Source organism: Frateuria terrea (assembly GCF_900115705.1).
Taxonomy (GTDB): Bacteria; Pseudomonadota; Gammaproteobacteria; order Xanthomonadales; family Rhodanobacteraceae; genus Frateuria_A; species Frateuria_A terrea.
Genome location: NZ_FOXL01000003.1, coordinates 519,129 through 538,717, shown reverse-complemented (window position 1 = coordinate 538,717; position 19,589 = coordinate 519,129). Strand labels below are relative to the sequence as shown.

The window sequence follows — 19,589 nt, the reverse complement described above, 5'->3', positions numbered from 1 at the left end:
AGATCGCGCGGCCCCGTTGACGCCCTGTTGCCGCCGCCCGCTCCACGCTGCATGAAGTCGCTGTGTCCGAGCGTGGAGCCCAAAGGCGTGAACGAAGCCACCCGTCTGTCCCGCTATGCCCGGATCGGCGCGTTCCTGCTGCGCTACCGCAAGGCCGGCTTGTTCAGCGGGCTGGAGCTGGATATCCAGGAAGCGGCGCTGGCCGACGAAGACGAAGCGGTCAAGCCGGGGCAGCCCAGGCAATTCGTGGACGACCTGGAAGCGCTGGGGCCGACCTTCATCAAGGTGGGCCAGGCGCTTTCCACCAGGCCGGACATGGTGCCGGCACCCTACATCGCCGAGCTCGAACGCATGCAGGACGACGTCGCGCCGGTGCCGGTGGCGGAGATCCGCACGATCGTCGAGGCCGAGCTGGGCGCGCGCATCGGCACGCTGTTCGCCACCTTCGACGACGTGCCGCTGGCCGCCGGGTCGGTCGCGCAGGTGCACGCGGCGACGCTGCACGACGGTCGCGAAGTGGTGCTCAAGGTGCAGCGGCCGCACATCGCGCAGACCCTTCGCGAGGACCTGGCGATCCTGGAACGGCTGGCCGGCGCCGCCGACCGCATGACCGACGTCGGCCGCCGCTACGGCTTCGTCGGGCTGGTCACCGAGCTGCGCCACAGCCTGGCCAATGAGATCAACTTCGAGCTGGAGGCGGAGAACCTGCGCCGCTTCGCCGAGAACCTTCGCGGCTACGACACGCTGTACGTGCCGCTGCCGCTGGCCGACCTCACCACCACCCGCGTGCTGACCATGCAGCGCGTGCGCGGCATCAAGGTCACGCATATCCCGCCGCTGCGTCGCATCGAGCATCCGCTGCACGAGCAGGCGCGCGAGCTGCTGCGTGCCTACCTCGACCAGGTTTTCCTGCACGGCCTGGTCCATGCCGACCCGCACCCGGGCAACGTGCTGCTGATGGAAGACCACCGGCTGGCGCTGTTCGACTTAGGGATGGTGGTGCGACTGGTGCCGCGCACGCGGCATCAACTGCTCAAGCTAATGTTGGGTGCCATCTCCGGCAACGGCGACCAGGTGGCGGACATCAGCGAAACCATGGGCATGGCGCTGGAGGATTTCCGCCGCAACCTCTATCGCCGCCAGGTCGAGCAGCTGGTAGCCAGCTACGTCGGCCTGCACAACTCCAGCCGGCAATTCTCCGAGGGCCGGCTGGTGCTCGAGCTGGCGCGCGTGGGAGCATCCTGCGGCCTGCGCCCGCCGCCCGAGCTCAGCATCCTGGGCAAGACGCTGCTCAACCTGGAGGCGGTCACCAGCGCACTCGATCCGACCATCGACACCCGCCGCGTGGTCGAGCAGCACCTGCAGAAGGTGCTGCGGCGGCAGGCGCTTGGCACGCTCTCCCCGGCCAACCTGGCCAGCGAATGGCTGGACCTGCAGGACCTGGCGCGGCACACGCCGCAGCACGTGGCGGCGATCCTGCGCACGCTCGCGCAGAACCGCCTGCGCGTGCGCGTGGACGGGCTGGAAGAGTCGCACATGATGGAAAGCCTGCAGAAGATCGCCAATCGGATCAGCACCGGCGTGATCGTCGCGGCGCTGGTCATCGGCGGCGCGCTGACCGCACGCATGCAGACCGGGCCGACGCTGTTCGGGCTGCCGGTTCTGTCGATGTTGTTCATCATCGTGGCGGGCGTGCTTGGCTTGAGCCTGATCCTCAGCGCCTTGCGGCGGGACGGCAAGGTGGAGCGGGCGGCAAACCGGCCGCCGGACTAGGCAGCAGCGCGCTGCGTCAGAACAACGAACCTTGCGGCGAAGCTTCCCGCGGCGGCACGAAACGCGAGGTGTCCAGCTGCAGTTCGCGCGCACGCCCGAAGCCATGCTTGCGGCAGGCCACCTCGAAGCGACGCTCCAGCAGTTGTGCGAACACGCCCTGCCCGCGCATGCGGGTGGCAAAGTCGCTGTCGTAGTCGCGCCCGCCGTTCATCTGCCGGATCAGGCTCATCACGTGCTCGGCGCGCTGCGGCGCGTGCAGCGCCAGCCATTCGCGGAACAGCGCCTTCAACTCGTAGGGCAGGCGAACCACAGTGTAGCCGGCGCAACGCGCACCGGCGGCGTGTGCCTGCTCCAGTACGGCCTCCATGTCGCGGTCGTTGAGTGCCGGGATGATCGGCGCCACCAGTACGCCCACCGGTACGCCGGCCGAGGCCAGGGCCCCGATCGCCTTGAGCCGCCGGTGCGGCGCGCTGGCGCGGGGTTCGAGTTTGGCCGCCAGGTGGTTGTCCAGCGAGTTGACCGAGACCAGTACCTGCACCAGCCGCTCGCGCGCCATCGCCGCGAGCAGGTCCAGATCGCGTTCGACCAGTGCATTCTTGGTGACGATGGTGCAGGGATGGTGGCAATCGGCCAGCAGCTCGAGCGCCGCGCGGGTCAGCCGCCAGCGCTTCTCTACCGGCTGATAGGGATCGGTATTGCTGCCGATGTTGATCGGCTTGGGCATGTAGCCGCGCCTGCCCAGCTCCGCGCGCAGCACTTCGGCCAGGTTGGTCTTGGCACGCAGGCGGGTTTCGAAGTCCAGCCCGGGCGAGAGGTTGAGGTAACCGTGTGAGGGTCGCGCATAGCAGTAGATGCAGCCGTGCTCGCAGCCCCGGTAGGGATTGATCGCCTGCGTGAAGGCGATGTCGGGTGAATCGTTGCGGCTGATCACGCTGCGCGCGCGTTCCTCGGTCACTTCGGTGCGCGGCCGCGGTGCGGTTTCGTCGAGCAGCGCGCTCTGCCAGCCGTCGTCCTCGGCCTGGTGGCGCAGGGTCTCGAAACGCCCCTCCGGATTGGAGGCGGCGCCGCGACCCTTGATGGCAGGCGACGGTGGTTGCGACATCGGGCGAATCTAGCGCGCCAGCGTCTCACTCCGCGCGACCGGCGCACCGCCGCGGCGGCGACGCTACACTTGGACGTCCAAACCGCGCTACCGAGGAGATGTCCCCATGTCCACGCTCCATCCGGTCCAACCCGCGTTCGCCGCCAGGGCGCGCATCGGCGAGGCGGACTACGAACGGCTGTACGCCGAGTCGGTGCGCGATCCGGAAGGCTTCTGGGGCCGCGTGGGCACGCGTCTGGACTGGGCGAAGGCGCCGACGCAGATCAAGGACGTTTCCTTCGATCCAGCCAGCCTGCACATCCGCTGGTATGCCGACGGCACGCTCAACGTGGCGGCCAACTGCCTGGACCGGCACCTGGCCGAGCGCGGCGAAAAGACGGCCATCATCTTCGAGGGCGACGATCCCGGCGAGTCGCGGCGCATCAGCTACCGCGAGCTGCATGTCGAAGTCTGCAAGTTCGCCAACACGCTCAAGCACCTGGGCGTGGCCAAGGGCGACCGCGTGGCGATCTACCTGCCGATGATCCCGGAGGCGGCCGTGGCGATGCTGGCCTGCGCACGCATCGGGGCCATCCACTCGGTGGTGTTCGGCGGGTTCTCTCCCGATTCGCTGGCCGGACGCATTGCCGATTCGCAGTGCAAGCTGGTGGTGACCGCCGACGAGGGCATGCGCGGCGGCAAGCACATCGCGCTCAAGGCGAATGTGGACGCCGCGCTGGAGCGCCCTGGCACCAACAGCGTGGAGACCGTGGTGGTGGTCCGTCGCACCGGTGCGGCGGTGCCGATGCAGTCGCCGCGCGACCGCTACTGGCACGTGCTGATGGAGGGCCAGAGCGCCGACTGCCCGGCCGAACCAGTGGAGGCCGAGCACCCGCTGTTCATCCTCTATACCTCCGGTTCCACCGGCAAGCCCAAGGGCGTGCTGCACACCTCCGGTGGCTACCTGGTTTTCGTCAGCTACACCCACGAATGCGTGTTCGACCTGCGCGAGGACGACGTCTACTGGTGCACCGCGGACGTCGGCTGGGTCACCGGCCACAGCTACGTGGTGTACGGCCCGCTGGCCAACGGCGCGACCACGGTCATGTTCGACGGCGTGCCGAGCTACCCCGACAGCAGCCGTTTCTGGCGGGTGATCGACAAGCACCAGGTGACCCTGTTCTACACCGCGCCCACCGCCATCCGCGCTTTGATGCGCGAGGGGGAGGCGCCGGTGAAGGCGACCTCGCGCGCATCGCTGCGCCTGCTGGGCACGGTCGGCGAACCGATCAACCCGGAGGCCTGGGAGTGGTACTGGCGCGTGGTCGGCGAGGAGCGCTGCCCGGTGGTCGACACCTGGTGGCAGACCGAAACCGGCGGCATCCTGATCACCCCGCTGCCGGGCGCCACCGCCGCCAAGCCGGGCTCGGCCACGCTGCCGTTCTTCGGGATCAAGCCGGCCATCGTCGATGCCATGGGCCAGGTGCTGGAAGGGGCGGCCGAGGGCAACCTTCTGCTCACCGATTCCTGGCCCGGGCAGATGCGCACGGTCTACGGCGACCACCAGCGCTTCATCGACACCTATTTCAGCGCCTACCCCGGTAACTACTTCACCGGCGACGGGGCACGACGCGACGGGGACGGTTATTACTGGATCACCGGCCGCGTCGATGACGTGATCAACGTCTCCGGTCACCGCATCGGCACCGCCGAGGTGGAAAGCGCGCTGGTGGCGCACCCGAAAGTGGCCGAGGCGGCCGTGGTCGGCTGCCCGCACGAGATCAAGGGCCAGGGCATCTATGCCTACGTCACCCTGGTCGCCGGGGAGGAAGGCAGCGACGCGTTGCGCAAGGAGCTGGTCGCCTGGGTGCGCAAGGAGATCGGCCCGATCGCCACGCCCGACTACCTGCAGTGGGCACCCTCGCTGCCCAAGACGCGCTCGGGCAAGATCATGCGGCGCATCCTGCGCAAGATCGGCGAGAACCAGCCTGACCAGCTGGGCGATATTTCCACGCTGGCCGATCCGGGCGTGGTGCAGAAGCTGGTCGACGAGCGGCTGGTGAGATAATCATCCGTCCCGAACGCGCTCCGGCCTCGCCCGCAGCACGTGGGGCAAACGGCGGATGCTACCGTTTGCCCATGCCAATCCCGCTCACCGACGTCCCCGCCATCGCCGCCCGACTGGATGACGCGGCACTGCACGTATGGCGGCTGCGCTATGACCCGCGCCAGGGGCGCGCGCCGCTGCGCGCCTTGCTGGGCGCTTACCTCGGCTTGCCGGCCGATGCGGTCGAGCTGGTGGCGGGCTCCCATGGCCGCCCGCAACTCGCTGGGGCGCAGCAAGGCGACACGCTGGATTTCAACTGGACACACAGCGGCGATTGCGCACTGGTCGCGCTCGGGCGACACGCCAGGCCGGGCATCGACGTGGAGCGCCGTCGCGCACGCCCGCGCGGGCTGGAGATCGCACGGCGCTACTTCGCTCCCGGGGAGGCCGACTGGCTCGCTCGGCAGCCACCGGACCGACAGGACGAGGCGTTCCTGGTCTTGTGGACGGCCAAGGAGGCCGTGCTGAAAGCGTTGGGGCGCGGACTGGCGTTTGGCCTGCACCGGCTCGAAATCGACACATCCGGGGCAGCGCCACGCCTGCTCCGGCTTGAACAAGAGGACCCGGCCGCCTGGCAACTACAACCGCTGGAGGTCGACCGCGAGCACGTGGCGGCGCTGGCGTGGCGGGGCACGCCGCGGTGCATCTGGCAATGGGTACTTGCCGGGGACGACTGATCGGCGCAGTGTTGCCGGTCCCGTTCTTCCCCTGGGGCGTCCATGACCCTGCTCAGCGTCAACCTCAACAAGATCGCCGTACTGCGCAACTCGCGCGGCGGCAACGAACCGGACATCCTGCACGCCGCGCATACCTGCCTCGACGCCGGATGCGGCGGCATTACCGTGCACCCGCGGCCCGACCAGCGCCACGTGCGGCCGGACGACGTGCGCGCGTTGGCCGCCGTGCTGCGGGGCAAAGCCGAGTACAACATCGAGGGCAACCCGTTCGCACCTCCCCGCGGCACCTACCCCGGACTGGTCGAGCTGGCCCGCGAGGTGCGCCCGACGCAGGTCACGCTGGTGCCGGACAGCGATGGCCAGATCACCTCCGACCACGGCTTCGATCTGGCCGCCGACTGCGAGCGCCTGCGTCCGCTGGTCGCCGAGCTGCGCGAACTCGGTTGCCGCGTCAGCCTTTTTGTGGATGCCGGTGCGCACGGCTTCGAGCAGGCGCTGGCGATCGGCGTGGAACGGATCGAGATCTACACCGGCCCCTACGCACAGGCCTTTGCCGAAGGTGATGCGCGCGCGGTGCTGGCGGCCTGCGCGGATACCGCGCGGCGCGCCCAGCAGGCGGGCCTTGCGGTCAATGCCGGACACGATCTCAACCAGGCGAACCTGGGGGGGTTCAAGGCCGCCATTCCCGGGCTGGCCGAGGTATCAATCGGCCATGCCCTGATCTGCGAGGCGCTCTATGACGGCCTGGCGCCCACGGTGCGCCGCTATCTGCAGATCCTGCGCTGATGATCCCCCAGCATTTCGTAGCGCGCGTTTCATTCCACCGTAGCTCACGAAACAAGAGGCGGTGGGCTGAAGTCCACCCCATGGCCGTCACAGGGCAAAGCCCGCAAAGCAAAACCCCCGCTTGCGCGGGGGTTTGCCGGTAGCGTTGATCCGCCTGAGATCATTGCCCTTCGGTGAAGCCGATCTTGGTCAATCCGTAGCTTTTGGCATCGGCCAGCACGCGTGCCACCGCCTCGTAGGCCACGCCGTCGTCCGCGTTGATCTGCAGCTCCGGCTGGTTGGTCTGCTGGGCGACGACCGCGATCTGCGCCTTCAGGCCCAGCTCGTCGACCGGCGTGTCGTTCCAGTACAGCGCGCCGGAGCGGTCGATCTTCAGACGGATCGGCTCGAGCGGGTTTTCCGGCTGGACGATGTTCGGGTTCGGCTGCGGAAGGTCGATCTTCACCTTGTGGGTGAGCATCGGCGCCGTGATCATGAAGATGATCAGCAGCACCAGCATCACGTCGACCAGCGGCGTGACGTTGATGTCGGCCATCGGGCCGCTGGTATTTCCGGAACTGAAAGCCATCGTCTTACTCCTTGCCGGTCGTCATGAAACCGACATGGACCATGCCTGCCGCCTTGGCATCGGCGAGGATCTTGCGGACGTACCGATATTCGGTGTCCTTGTCGGCGCGGAGCTGGATCTCCGGCTGCGGCGTCTTGGACGCCGCCACCGCGAACTGCGCCTTCAACTCGGCCTCGGTCACCTCGGCGTCGTTGAGATACATGCTGCCGTCCTGCTTCAGTGCCACGTCCATCGGCTCGACATATCCGGTGTCAGGCGTCTTGGGGTTGGCATTGGGCAACGGCACCGTAATGCGGTGCGACATCAGGGGCGCCGTAATCATGAAGATGATCAGCAGCACCAGCATCACGTCGACCAGCGGCGTGACGTTGATCTCCGACATCGGGCCGCCGGAATTGCCTCCGGTACTCATCGCCATGGCTTGAACCTCACTTCTGGGTCGGCGCCACGCCTTCGACACGCGAACCGGTGGCGAAGAAGTCGTGCAGGTCGTGCGCAAACTCGTCGAACTGCGCGTAGGTCATGCGGTTCGAGCGGTTGAAGAAGTTGTACGCGAGCACGGCCGGGATCGCGGTGAACAGACCGAAGGCGGTCATGATCAGCGCCTCGCCGACCGGGCCGGCGACCGCTTCCATCGAGGCGTTGCCGGAGGCGGAGATCTTGATCAGCGCGTGGTAGATGCCCCACACGGTACCGAGCAGACCGATGAACGGCGCGGACGAACCGACCGTCGCCAGCAGGGTCATGCCGGTTTCCAGGCGCAGGCTCTCGCGGGCCACGGCCTGGCGCAGGGCGCGGTCGATGAACTCCGAGCGGCTCAGCGACTCGGCCAGGCGACCGCCGCCAGCTGCGGCCGCGGTGGCCTGCTGGTGGTGGGCCACCGCGGAGGCGGCGTCCAGTGCGATCTTCGAGAACGGTTCGCCCTTGGGCTGGGCTTCCAGCTCACGGATCGCTTCCTGGGTCGAGGTGGTGCTCCAGAAGCCCTGGATCACCTTCTCGGCGCGCGAACGGACCATCGCATTGCGGATCGCATTGGCGATGATGAAGTACCAGGAGGCGAACGACATCACCACGAGGGTGACGAAGACGATCCAGCCGAGCGGGTCGAAGTTGTGGATCAGGTCCCCGAAGCCCATGTGCTTCATGGCTTCGGCGTTGGAGGTGCCGCCCTGGGTCGGTGCAGTTTGTAGGAACATCATGACGCTACCTTTAGAGATGTCAGGCGTGAACTGGTGGACTGTAACCTCGGGTTACAGCTGGTTGAGATTCCAGGCGACGGGAACGCGGACGTAGCCTTCGGTCTTCTGACCATTCTTGATGGCCGGATTGAAGCGCCATTTCCTGGCCGCTTCAATGGCTGCGCGATCCAGCTCGCGGTAGCCACTGGAGGTCTCGACCTTGATGTCCTTCGGCGTGCCGTCCGCGGCCACCAGGATCAACAGGGTCGTCGTGCCCTCGTGACGCTGGCGGATCGCCTGCGGCGGGTAACGGGGCTGGATGCGACTGTTGTAGCTGATGTCCTGGCTCGCCGTGATGTCCGACGGCGGCGCAGGCGGAGCCGGCGGTGCCGGCGGCGGCGCCGGGATCGCGTTGGTCGACTGCTCCTCCACGGCCGGCGGCGGCGCCGGCGGCGGCGGGGTCGGCGGCGGCGTCACCTGTTGGATGATCTTCGGCGGCGGCTGCTTCGGCGGTTCCGGCGGCGGCGGCGGCGGCGGCGGCGGCGGCGGCGGCGGGTCGATGAAGTTCACCTGGACGATGCGCTCCTTCTTCGCCTGTTCCTGCTTCGGCGGCGCCGGGGGCGCGATCAGCAGCAGGAATGCAAACGAATGCAGCGCGATGGCAACAGCCAACGCCCAGGTGCGCCTCCAACTGAACGGCGCGCGGCCGGTTTCTTCGTTACTCGAGGCCATCTGTCACTTTCTGGAGCTAGTCAATCGGGAAAGACGGGGTCGCAGCATGAACCGGCAAATCTCGCCCCTGGGGGTGACATCTGCCACTGGACATGCGCGGGAAAAGGGTTCTCAACGGTACAACAGGCCATGGCGTTTGTATAGCACCCGTGAGACCGCCAAATGGACGTCCATCCGGCCTCGCGGGCGCCTGCGCCAAAGCTTCTTACTTGCCGGCTCCTGCCTGCTTGAGCCACGCCTTGGCCTTGGCCGCGGTGTCGGGGTCCTGGGCCGCCTGCTTCATGGCGGCGACGGCGCCGGGCTTGTTCTTCAGGCCACGCTCGGCTTCGGCGAGCAGCATGTAGGCGGTGCCCTTGTGCTGCACGCCCTTGTCGATGCCCTGCTTGATCAGCGTCTTCGCCTCGCTGTACTTCTGCTGGCCGAGCAGCAGCTGGCCGGCGCGGATCGCCGCCTCGCCATCCTTGGCCATCGGCATGGCCTTCTTGTAGCTGGCGATGGCCTTGCTTTCGTCGCCCGCGATGTAGGCCGCGTCGCCGGCCAGCTTGAGGTTGTCGTAGCTGGAGGACACGACGCCCTTGGCCATGCCGTCATCGAGCACGGCCTCGGCCTTCTTCGCGTTCGGCTTGGGGTCGTCGCTGTTCTGGCCGGTGATCAGGTAGAGCTTGGCCAGGTTCACGTATTCCTTTTCGTCCTTCAGGCCGCCGCTGGCGCGCGCCTTCTCCATCAGCTGGATCGCCTCCGGATACTTCTGCGCCTGCATCATGACCGCGACGGCATTGCTGAGCGCCGTGGTGTCGTTCGGGTTGGCGGCGAGCTGCTGCTGGGCGAGCTGCGCGGCCTGGTCGGCCTGGCCCGACTCCGAATAGGCCGCCATCAGAATCTGGTTCCACGAGGCCTGCGGCTTGTCGGTCATCGACATGGCCTTCTTCATCGCGGTGATCGTCTCGGGATATTTCTCCAGGCGATAGTAGGCATTGCCTTCCAGGGCGTAGGACTCGGCGGTTTCACGCTTGCCCTCGGCACGCCACTTCTCGATGGTATCGATCGACTGCTGGTACTGCTGGTCGGCCAGATAGAACTGGGCCAGTTCGTACTCCAGCTGGAAGTACGTGTCGTTGGGCATCACGCCGATGTCGAGCGACTGCTTCAGCGTGGCGATGGCGCCCTTGAGGTCGCCGTCGTTGTACTTGAGGTTGGCGATGCCCTGCAGCGCAAGCGACTTGGCGTACTTGCTGCTGTCGTTGTCCTGGGCGATCGCCTGCAGCAGCTGCATCGCCTTGTCCTTGTCACCCGAGTTGACCGCCTCCAGACCCTCGTTGAGCTTCTTCTGCTCCTTGTCGCTGGTGAGGTCGAGCTTGGGTTCCTTACGCGTGGCGTTCGGATAGAGCGCCTGCTTGGCGTCCTTGGATCCGTGGTCGCCATGCCGGTCGCGGGCGATCGCCGGGCTGCTCACCAGGGCGAGCGCAAGCGTTGCGCCGCTCAACAGCTTGAGGAAGGGAGCATGCTTCATGGCAGTCCTCATGTAAGGTTTTTCGCACAAGCAGTGCGGGGGATCGCTGAGCGTACCGCGAGCAGGCAGGCGATAACAAGTCGCACTGCCGCATGGAAGCGTTATGCAAATCAATGGCTTGCAGGCAAGCTGCCACGCACGCTGCGAATTTTCCGGCAAATCCATGTCATGACGGGCAAACGCCCACTCTGCGGCCAGCTTGTCATCGCCAGTCGCATCTCGTATCAACGCGCTAGTGCGTTAGATCAGATCGCACAAGAAAACGCTGCCGCCCGTCGAGGACGGCAGCGCATCGTTCAGATGTCCAGGTTGGCGACCTTGAGCGCGTTGGCCTCGATGAAGTCGCGGCGTGGTTCGACGGCTTCGCCCATCAACATGGAGAACATCTGATCGGCGGCGATCGCGTCCTCGACGCCCACCTGCAACATGCGGCGGGTTTCCGGGTTGACCGTGGTCTCCCACAGCTGCTCCGGGTTCATTTCGCCCAGGCCCTTGAAGCGCTGGATGCTGCGGCCCTTCTTGGCCTCGTCCAGCAACCAGCTGCGCGCTTCGGCAAAGGTGGTAACGCCACGCGAGGCGTTGCCCCGGCGCGCCACCGCGTCCGGCTGCATGAGGCCGGCCAGTTGCTGGCTGACGGCCAGGATCGGACGGAACTCGGCGCTGCTGAAGAACGGTTGCGGCAGCAGCCAGGTATGCGACAGGCCGTGCTGCTCGCGCACCACCTCCATCGCTGCCGGCTGCTGTTCATGTGCCGGGCGCAGGGCTAGCCGATAGCGTGGCTTGCCCAGGCCACTGGCAGCCAGGCGCCCGGCCAGGATATCGAGCCAGCCTTGCATGGCGGCCTGGTCAGCCCAAAGCTGCGGCGCCAACGGCGGATGCTCGAGCATCGCCGACAGCACGTTGGCATCGAAACGGTGGCTCAGGCGCTCGATCTGGTCGAGTGCGGTCTGGTAATCGCGCAGCAGCTTCTCCAGCGCCTCGCCGGAGATGGCCGGTGCCTCCGGCGCGTACTCGAGCGCCGCACCGTCCACCGCACTGGAAATGAGGTAGGCGTTGAGCGCCGCATCGTCCTTCAGGTACAGCTCCTGCTTTCCCTGCTTGAGCTTGTACAGCGGCGGCAAGCCGATATAGACGTGGCCGCGCTCGATCAACTCGGGCATCTGCCGGTAGAAGAAGGTCAACAGCAGCGTGCGGATGTGCGAGCCGTCCACGTCCGCATCGGTCATGATGATGATGTGGTGGTAGCGCAGCTTGTCCGGGTTGTACTCCTCCTTGCCGATGCCGGTGCCCAGGGCGGTGATCAGGGTGCCGACCTCGGCCGAGGACAGCATCTTGTCGAAGCGCGCCTTCTCGACGTTGAGGATCTTGCCCTTGAGCGGCAGCACCGCCTGGGTCTTGCGGTTGCGGCCCTGCTTGGCCGAGCCGCCGGCCGAGTCGCCCTCGACCAGGAACAGTTCGCACAGCGCCGGGTCCTTCTCCTGGCAATCGGCAAGCTTCCCGGGAAGCCCGGCGATGTCAAGCGCGCCCTTGCGGCGGGTCATCTCGCGCGCCTTGCGCGCGGCCTCGCGGGCACGGGCGGCGTCGACCACCTTGGAGGCGATGGCCTTGGCCTCGTTGGGGTGCTCCAGCAGGAACTCGCCCAGCTTCTCGTTGACCGCCTGTTCGACCGCGGTCTTGACCTCAGAGGAAACCAGCTTGTCCTTGGTCTGCGAGGAGAACTTCGGATCCGGCACCTTCACCGACAATACCGCGATCAGGCCTTCGCGCATGTCGTCGCCGGACAGCGCAACCTTGGCGTTCTTGGCCAGGCCTTCCTTCTCGATGTAGTTTTGCAGCGAGCGGGTCAGTGCCGCGCGGAAGCCGGTCAGGTGAGTACCGCCGTCGCGCTGCGGAATGTTGTTGGTGAAGCAGAACATCGTCTCCTGGTAGGAGTCGGTCCACTGCATCGCCAGCTCGACCGTGATGCCGTCCTGCTCGGCGGACAGGCTGATCACGTTTGGATGCAGCGCCGTCTTCAGCTGCGCCAGGTGTTGCACGAAGGAGCGGATGCCACCCTCGTAGGCGTACGTGTCATGCCGGCCCTCGCCACGCTCGTCCTTCAGGTCGATCGTGACACCCGAATTGAGGAACGCCAACTCACGTAGCCGCTTGGCCAGAATGTCGTAGTGGAACTCGATGTTGGTGAACGTGTCGGGGCTGGGCAGGAAGCGCACCGTGGTACCCCGGCGCGTGGACTCGCCGACTTCCTTCAGCGGGTACAGCGGTTCGCCCAGCGAGTACTCCTGCTGGTATTCCTTGCCATCGCGATAAATGGTGAGCCACAGGTGCGAGGACAACGCATTGACTACCGACACGCCCACGCCATGCAGGCCGCCGGACACCTTGTAGGAATTTGCGTCGAACTTGCCGCCGGCGTGCAACACGGTCATCACCACCTCGGCGGTGGAACGGCCCTCTTCCGGATGGATATCGACCGGAATGCCTCGGCCGTTGTCGCTGACGCTGACCGAGCCGTCATCGAGGATAGTCACGGTGACGTGGTCGCAGTAACCGGCCAAGGCCTCGTCGATGGCGTTGTCGACCACCTCGAACACCATGTGGTGCAAGCCGGTGCCGTCATCCGTGTCGCCGATGTACATGCCCGGGCGCTTGCGCACCGCTTCCAGGCCTTTCAGAACCTTGATGTTGCTCGAATCGTAGGATGCGTTCATGCCCTGCCCGTCGCCGCGCCAACCCGCCTCCGGCAACACCGGAGCGGATAAAGCTATTTATTAATTATAGCAGAGGGCGGATTTGCCCCTGTTCCACGTGGAACAACCGGTGCGGGCGCGACTGCAAGGGCAGCGGGCACTCGGTACCCGTCACCAGCACCTGGGCCCCCACGGCCCCCAACCGCTCAACGACCGCGGTCTGGTGTGCCAGGTCCAGCTCCGAGGCCAGGTCGTCCAGGCAGACGACCGGCCATTCACCACGGCACTCCGCGTGCAGATCCGCCTGCGCCAGCAAGCAGGAAAGGGCCGTCAGCTTTTCCTGCCCACGTGACAGATGCTCCCGCAAAGGTGCGTGCTCGAACGAAAGCGACCAGTCCGCCCGATGGGCACCCGCCGTGGTGTGGCCCCGGGCCAAGTCCCTGCCCCGCTGGTCTGCCAGCAGCTCGGACAAACCCTGACCTTCCGCCCAGCCGCGCTTGTAACGCAGGGTGAGAGGGCCGAGTTCGGGGAGCAGAAATTGTGCGCTTGCCGAGAGTGCGGGGATCAATCGATCGAGGTAGGTCCGACGGTAGTCGTCAATCGCCGTGGCCATCTCGTCGAGTTCATGCTCCCAGGGCGCATAGAGCGCCTCGGGGCCCACGACACCGGTTCGAAGCAGGGCGTTGCGCTGTTTGAGCGCGCGCTGGTACCGACGCCACGCGCCAAGGAACCCATGTTCCACGTGGAACACGCCCCAGTCGAGAAAGCGTCGTCGTTCCTCGGCGGATCCGGCAATCAGCGCGTGAGATCCCGGCTCAAAGCACACCACGGCGCAGGCCTGAACAAGTTGACCGAGCGGCACGTCCTGCCCGTCCAACCGTGCGTCCCATCGCGTCCCCTCGCGACCCAGCCCCAACCGCGTTCTCGCGTCACCTACCCGCATCTCCGCGAAAACGGACAACGCTCGGGCTCCTCGCTGGAGCAGCGCTTCGCGCGCACCGCTGCGGAACGATCGCCCATGCGACAGCAGATAGGCCGCCTCCAGCACACTCGTCTTGCCGGCCCCATTGGGACCGACAAACACGTGGATGCCCTCGGCCAGCTCCACTGCCACGTCATCGAGGCAGCGCAGGCCCTGGATGCGCAGGCGCTCAAATCTCATGCGTTTGTCCGAACGAACAACGCCGGAGCGTCTCGCGACGGCTCCGGCGTCTCATGGGCGACTTCGCGTCGTCCGAACGTCACGCGATCAGAGTCGCAACGGCATGATCACGTGCCGCGATTGCTCGCTGTCGTCTTCCTGCACCAGGCAACTCGATTGGGCGTCACGCAGATTGAGCCGTGCGCGCTCGCCCTTCAGGGCGGCCAGGGCATCGAGCAGGTAACCCACGTTGAATCCCACGGCCAGGTCGGAAACCGAGGTATCGGCCTCGACCTCTTCGACCGCCTCTTCCTGTTCGGGGTTGTGCGCCACGATGCGAAGCTTGCCGGGCGACAGCTCAAGCTTCACGCCGCGATACTTCTCGTTGGACAGGATCGCGGCGCGCTGCAGCGCACCGCGCAACACCTCGCGGTCGAGCGTGGCACGTTTGTCCGCGCCCAACGGAATGACCGCTTCGTAGTCCGGAAAGCGGCCATCGATCAGCTTGGACGTGAACACGACATCGCCGCGTCGCACGCGCAGGTGATTGCGACCGAATTCCAGTTCGACCTGGCCATCGCCGGTTTCGAACAAGCCCACCAATTCGTTGACACCCTTGCGCGGAATGATGATCTGCCGGCGTGCGGCGACCTTGCTTTCCAGTTGGGTTTCCTTGAGCGCAAGACGATGGCCGTCGGTCGCGACACAGCGCAGCGTGTGTTCCTGCAAGTCCAGCAGCATGCCGTTCAAGTAGTACCGCACGTCCTGGTTGGCCATGGCAAAGGCAGTGCGCTCCATCAGGTCGCGCAGCACTTCTTCCGGCAAGCTCACGCGCTCGACCAGCTCGATCTCGTCAATCGTCGGGAATTCACTGGCCGGCAGCGTGGCGAGCGTGAAGCGGCTGCGGCCTGCCGTCATCGCGACGCGATCACCATTGAGCTTGAGGTCGATGCGTACGCCGTCCGGCAGCGCGCGCACGATGTCGAAAAGTTTGCGCGCCGGAATAGTGACCTCGCCGTCGGTGGTCTTCTCAGCGGCCGTCGTAGCCACCATTTCGACTTCGAGGTCGGTGCCGGTCAGCGAAAGACGGCCATCGCCCACCTTGACCAGCAGGTTGGCCAGCACCGGCAGGGTCTGCCGTCGTTCGACCACGCCCACGACCTGCTGCAGTGGTTTGAGCAAGGCTTCTCGTTGGATGCTGAATTGCATTGTCGGCTTCCCCTAACTGCTGTTCTGTTTTTTTAAAAAGAAGTACGGTAGTAGTGGTAGGAGCGGTGGATATCTCGATTTCGCCGTTTTTATGTTTGTAATCAAAATGTTGCCTAGATTTCCGGCTGTGCCCAACTGCACTGGTCGGCTGTGGGTCGATTGTGGATAAAGTCGGGCGCCGAGTCATCCACCTATTATCCACAGCTTGGCAAGCCGCTTTTCAAGCGGTTCCACCCGGAGCGTCAGCCGGTCAGCACGCGGATCAGCTGCTCCCAGTCCTGCCGCATGCGGGCATCGGTTTCGCACAGCTTGCGGATGGTGCGACAGGCATGCAGCACCGTCGTGTGGTCGCGGCCACCGAAGGCCTCGCCGATCTCCGGCAGGCTGTGCTCGGTCAGTTCCTTCGACAGCGCCATGGCGATCTGCCGCGGCCTGGCCAGCGAACGCACGCGCCGCTTGGACAGAAGATCCTGCAGGCGCACGTTGAAGTACTCGGCGGTGATCTTCTGGATGTTGGGCACCGTCACCGCCTGCGCGTGGGTCGCCAGCAGGTCGCGCAGGGTTTCCTCGGCGAAATCGGTGGTGATCGGCTTGCCATAGAAGTTGGCCCGCGCCGCCAGCGTGTTGAGCGCCCCTTCCAGGTCGCGCACGTTGGAACGGATGCGCTTGGCCAGCAGCATCGCCACGTTTTCGCTCACCGCCACGCCCTTGTCCTGTGCCTTGGACAAGAGGATCGCCGCGCGCGTCTCGAAGTCCGGGGGCTCGATCGCCACCGACAAGCCCCAGCCCAGGCGGGACTTGAGGCGCGGCTCGAGCTTGTCCACTTCCTTGGGATAGCGGTCGCAGGTCAGGATGATCTGCTGCTTGGATTCGAACAACGCATTGAAGGTATGGAAAAACTCTTCCTGCGTGGTGTCCTTGCCGGCGAAGAACTGGATGTCGTCGATCAGCAGGGCATCGACCGAGCGGAAGCGCTGCTTGAACTGGTCCATGTTCTTGGTGCGCAACGCCTCGATCATCGCGCCAACGAACTGCTCCGAGCGCAGGTACATCACCTTGCAACCGGCATTGCGCTCGCGCATAAGGTTGCCCGCCGCGTGCATGAGGTGGGTCTTGCCCAGGCCGGTGCCGCCGTAGAGCAGCAGCGGGTTGTAGGCGCGGCCAGGGTTCATTGCTACCTGCATTGCGGCGGCCTTGCCCAGCTGGTTGGATTTGCCCTCGACGAATGTCTCGAAGGTGTAGTGCGGATCGAGATTGTGCGGGAACGCCGGCGCAGGGGCTGCGTTTTCAACGGCAACGGACTTGGTTGCGACCGCCGGCCGCGCCGCACGTGGCGCGCTGGAGCCCACTTCCAGCCGCACCGGGCAATCACGCCCGGCCAGCTGCCCCAGCACCACCTCTATCCGCGGCAGGTAACGCTCGCGCACCGTGTCCAGCGTGTACGGGTTGGGCGCGAACAACTGCACGCCGATAGCGTCCTCGCGCGCCTGCAGCGGCATCAGCCAGGTGTGCAGCTCCTCGGCGCTCAGCTCGCTTTCCAGACGCTCAAGGCAGCGCCGCCACAAATCACTCATGGGATAGTTCTTGACCAACGCAGGGGCGCCTGAAGGCGCAGGGTGGACCGGCAAGTCTAGCAGCCAACCCCCAGCATATCCCCAGCGATGTCCACAGGCCGCATTAGGCCCGGTTTGACAGCCCGTGCACGCAAGCACCATAATTTCCAACCTTTTTATCGACTTTCTTCTGGAGCAACAGCCATGAAGCGGACCTTCCAGCCGAGCAAGCTCAAGCGCGCCCGCACCCACGGCTTCCGTGCCCGCATGGCGACCGCCGACGGCCGCAAGGTGCTCAACGCCCGTCGTGCCAAGGGTCGCAAGCGCCTGATCCCGTAAGCGGCGCAGCAGTCATGCCTGCCGCCGGCCTGCCGCGCGACGCGCGGGTTCGCCGTGCCGGTGACTTCGTCGCTCTGCGTCAAGCCAGCGGCCGCCTCGGCGGCCGCTGTTTTTCTGTGCGCTGGCGTCCCAACGGCCTGGATCACGCGCGGCTGGGCCTGGCCATTTCCAAGCGGGTGTCCAAGCGCGCGGTCGAGCGCAACCGGATCAAGCGGCTGGTGCGCGAATCGTTCCGCCGCGCCCGTCATGGATTGCCGCCGATCGATCTGGTCGTGATGGCGCGCGAAGCGGCCGCCGGCGTGCCCGGCACCGAATTGCTGGTCGAGCTCGACGCGCTGTGGCGCCGGCTGCCGCCGTTGAAGCCCATCGAAGGCACCGGCACAATCGCGTGTTGACCTCCCTTCTCTCCCGTCCCTCCGCGGCTCAGGCTCGCGGTGCCACCGGAATTGCCCCGCGATGAACCAGACGCGTACGTTTCTCCTTTTTGCCCTGCTGGCCGTGGCCTACCTGCTGTGGATGGCCTGGGAGAAGGACTACGCGCCGGTGCCGGCCCAGAACGCTCCGGTCGTTGCGGCCAGCTCGAATGCGCCGGCGGACAACGCGGTGCCGGGCGCAGGCAATGCGGCCACGCCGGCCATCGCCAGCGGAACTCCGCCGACCGTGACGGCGGCGGCGGGCCAGCTGATCACCATCAGCAACGACGTGCTGCGCCTGACCGTCGATACCCGCGGCGGCAGCGTGGTGCGTGCCGACCTGCTCGGCTATCCGGCCGAACCGGTCACCCGCAAGCATCCCAATCCGCCGCCGGTACGCCTGCTCGACGACGCGCAGAGCGATTATTTCGTGGCGCAGAGCGGCCTGGTCAGCGCCGGCAGCCCGGCACCGGACCATCGCGCACTGTTCCAGTCCGCGCAGGCCCACTATGAGCTGAGCAGCGGCATGCCCGAGCTCAAGGTCGACCTGACCTGGCAGCAGGGCGGCATCAAGGTCACCAAGACCTATACGCTCAAGCGCGGCCAGTACGTGGTCGGGCTGGACCAGCGCATCGACAATGCCAGTGCCACGCCATGGCAGGGCAATGCCTACGAACAGCTGCAACGCGCCCCGCGGCCGGCGCATACCAGCTGGCTGCAGAACATGACCGATCCGTCTTCGGCCAGCTTCTTCGGCGCCGGTTGGTACAGCCCGGACGACCATTTCCAGTCGCTCAGGTTCGACAAGTTCCAGAAGGACCCGCTGCAGCAGTCCTTCGCCGGCGGCTGGGCCGCCATGCTTCAGCATTACTTCTTCGCCGCCTGGATCCCGCCGGCGCAGCAGAAGGCCAGCTACAGCACCGACGTCGTCAACGCCAGCGGCGAGCACCCGACCTACCTCATCCGCACGGTCAGCCCCGGGATGACCGTGGCACCGGGCCAGAGCGCGAGCACCGGTGCACGGCTGTACATCGGGCCGAAGCTGGTCAGCACGCTCGACACGGTTGCGCCGGGCCTGGCGCTGGCGACCAACTACGGCGTGTTCACCGTGATCGCGCAGCCGATGCACGCGCTCCTGTCGTGGCTGGAGAAGGTCAGCGGCAACTGGGGCGTGGCGATCATCCTGCTGGTGCTGATCATCAAGGGCCTGACCTGGAAACTCACCGCCGCGCAATACCGCTCCAGCGCCAAGATGCGCAAGTTGCAGCCGCGCGTGAGCGCGCTCAAGGAGCGCTACGGCGACGACAAGCAGAAGATGCAGATGGCGATGATGGAGCTGTACAAGAAGGAGAAGGTCAATCCGATGACCGGCTGCTTCCCGGTACTGATCACCATCCCGATCTTCTATGGCCTGTACGAGGTGCTGCGCGAGAGCGTGGAGTTGCGCCAGGCGCCGTTCGTCGGGTGGATCCACGACCTGTCCGCACCCGATCCCTACTTCGTGCTGCCGGCGCTCTACACGCTGGTGATGCTCGGCCAGCAGTACCTGATGCCGGCCACCGGCATGGATCCGACCCAGGCGAAGATGATGAAGTTCATGCCGCTGATCTTCGCGGTGTTGTTCGCCTTCTTCCCGGCCGGCCTGTGCCTGTACTACGTGGTCAACGGCATGGTCAGCCTGGGCCAGCAGTGGTACATCACGCACAAGGTGGAAAACGGCGACGCCAAGGCGAAGGCAGCCTGACCACAAGTCGCCGGGCGGCCTGACCCGGCCCTTCGCTCGTTTGTCCGCACCGAGCTCGTTGCCCGGTTGCGGTGCACCTCGAGGTTTC

Annotated in this window: 17 protein-coding genes; 7 read left to right on the top strand and 10 right to left on the bottom strand. The window is 66.0% G+C overall.

What is annotated here, in order from left to right; all coding sequences use genetic code 11:
* Positions 1–87: 87 nt before the first annotated feature.
* Complete coding sequence (locus BMZ38_RS06245; protein ID WP_245747197.1) at positions 88–1,773, top strand: ABC1 kinase family protein; 1,686 nt, start codon at positions 88–90, stop codon at positions 1,771–1,773.
* 16 nt (positions 1,774–1,789) lie between these two features.
* Here BMZ38_RS06245 and BMZ38_RS06240 read toward each other — a convergent pair whose 3' ends face one another.
* Positions 1,790–2,875 (bottom strand): PA0069 family radical SAM protein, encoded by a 1,086-nt coding sequence (locus BMZ38_RS06240; protein WP_091335387.1) that lies wholly within the window; start codon positions 2,873–2,875, stop codon positions 1,790–1,792.
* 106 nt (positions 2,876–2,981) lie between these two features.
* On the opposite strand from BMZ38_RS06240, the gene acs reads away from it, so the two are divergent.
* The 3 genes from acs (at position 2,982) to BMZ38_RS06225 (ending at position 6,424) form a co-directional block, all read left to right on the top strand.
* The gene (acs, locus tag BMZ38_RS06235) at positions 2,982–4,922 is read left to right on the top strand and encodes an acetate--CoA ligase (RefSeq protein WP_091335385.1); all 1,941 of its coding nucleotides are present in this window, start codon (positions 2,982–2,984) and stop codon (positions 4,920–4,922) included.
* 71 nt (positions 4,923–4,993) lie between these two features.
* Positions 4,994–5,638 carry a 4'-phosphopantetheinyl transferase family protein gene (locus BMZ38_RS06230; RefSeq protein WP_091335383.1) on the top strand — a complete coding sequence of 215 codons (645 nt, stop codon included), beginning with the start codon at positions 4,994–4,996 and terminating at the stop codon, positions 5,636–5,638.
* 42 nt (positions 5,639–5,680) lie between these two features.
* Entirely contained in the window at positions 5,681–6,424 is a 744-nt protein-coding gene (locus BMZ38_RS06225) for a pyridoxine 5'-phosphate synthase (protein ID WP_091335382.1), read from the top strand.
* 160 nt (positions 6,425–6,584) lie between these two features.
* Here the strand turns inward: BMZ38_RS06225 and BMZ38_RS06220 are convergent, their stop codons facing one another.
* The 9 genes from BMZ38_RS06220 to dnaA form a co-directional block, all read right to left on the bottom strand.
* A complete protein-coding gene (locus BMZ38_RS06220) occupies positions 6,585–6,992 on the bottom strand; it encodes an ExbD/TolR family protein (RefSeq protein ID WP_091335380.1) in 408 nt (135 codons plus the stop codon).
* A gap of 4 nt (positions 6,993–6,996) precedes the next feature.
* Positions 6,997–7,410: an ExbD/TolR family protein gene (locus BMZ38_RS06215; protein WP_091335378.1), complete on the bottom strand. Its 414-nt coding sequence runs from the start codon at positions 7,408–7,410 to the stop codon at positions 6,997–6,999.
* Positions 7,411–7,420: 10 nt separating this feature from the next.
* On the bottom strand, positions 7,421–8,188 hold the full coding sequence (locus BMZ38_RS06210) for a MotA/TolQ/ExbB proton channel family protein (RefSeq protein WP_091335680.1): 768 nt from the start codon (positions 8,186–8,188) through the stop codon (positions 7,421–7,423).
* A gap of 54 nt (positions 8,189–8,242) precedes the next feature.
* The gene (locus BMZ38_RS06205; protein ID WP_091335377.1) at positions 8,243–8,902 is read right to left on the bottom strand and encodes an energy transducer TonB; all 660 of its coding nucleotides are present in this window, start codon (positions 8,900–8,902) and stop codon (positions 8,243–8,245) included.
* A gap of 205 nt (positions 8,903–9,107) precedes the next feature.
* Positions 9,108–10,412 (bottom strand): tetratricopeptide repeat protein, encoded by a 1,305-nt coding sequence (locus BMZ38_RS06200; protein WP_175483685.1) that lies wholly within the window; start codon positions 10,410–10,412, stop codon positions 9,108–9,110.
* 296 nt (positions 10,413–10,708) lie between these two features.
* Positions 10,709–13,123, bottom strand: a complete 2,415-nt coding sequence (gene gyrB, locus BMZ38_RS06195; RefSeq protein ID WP_091335375.1) for a DNA topoisomerase (ATP-hydrolyzing) subunit B — start codon at positions 13,121–13,123, stop codon at positions 10,709–10,711.
* 64 nt (positions 13,124–13,187) lie between these two features.
* Entirely contained in the window at positions 13,188–14,264 is a 1,077-nt protein-coding gene (gene recF / locus BMZ38_RS06190) for a DNA replication/repair protein RecF (RefSeq protein WP_091335373.1), read from the bottom strand.
* 87 nt (positions 14,265–14,351) lie between these two features.
* Complete coding sequence (gene dnaN / locus BMZ38_RS06185) at positions 14,352–15,452, bottom strand: DNA polymerase III subunit beta (protein WP_091335372.1); 1,101 nt, start codon at positions 15,450–15,452, stop codon at positions 14,352–14,354.
* A 242-nt stretch (positions 15,453–15,694) separates the two neighbouring features.
* On the bottom strand, positions 15,695–17,026 hold the full coding sequence (gene dnaA, locus BMZ38_RS06180) for a chromosomal replication initiator protein DnaA (protein WP_091335676.1): 1,332 nt from the start codon (positions 17,024–17,026) through the stop codon (positions 15,695–15,697).
* 183 nt (positions 17,027–17,209) lie between these two features.
* On the opposite strand from dnaA, the gene rpmH reads away from it, so the two are divergent.
* The 3 genes from rpmH to yidC all read left to right on the top strand — a co-directional run bounded on the left by rpmH (position 17,210) and on the right by yidC (position 19,501).
* Complete coding sequence (rpmH, locus tag BMZ38_RS06175) at positions 17,210–17,344, top strand: 50S ribosomal protein L34 (protein WP_007510029.1); 135 nt, start codon at positions 17,210–17,212, stop codon at positions 17,342–17,344.
* Between the two features lie 14 nt (positions 17,345–17,358).
* Positions 17,359–17,739 carry a ribonuclease P protein component gene (gene rnpA / locus BMZ38_RS06170; RefSeq protein WP_091335370.1) on the top strand — a complete coding sequence of 127 codons (381 nt, stop codon included), beginning with the start codon at positions 17,359–17,361 and terminating at the stop codon, positions 17,737–17,739.
* A 61-nt stretch (positions 17,740–17,800) separates the two neighbouring features.
* Complete coding sequence (gene yidC / locus BMZ38_RS06165) at positions 17,801–19,501, top strand: membrane protein insertase YidC (RefSeq protein ID WP_091335369.1); 1,701 nt, start codon at positions 17,801–17,803, stop codon at positions 19,499–19,501.
* Positions 19,502–19,589 lie beyond the last annotated feature (88 nt).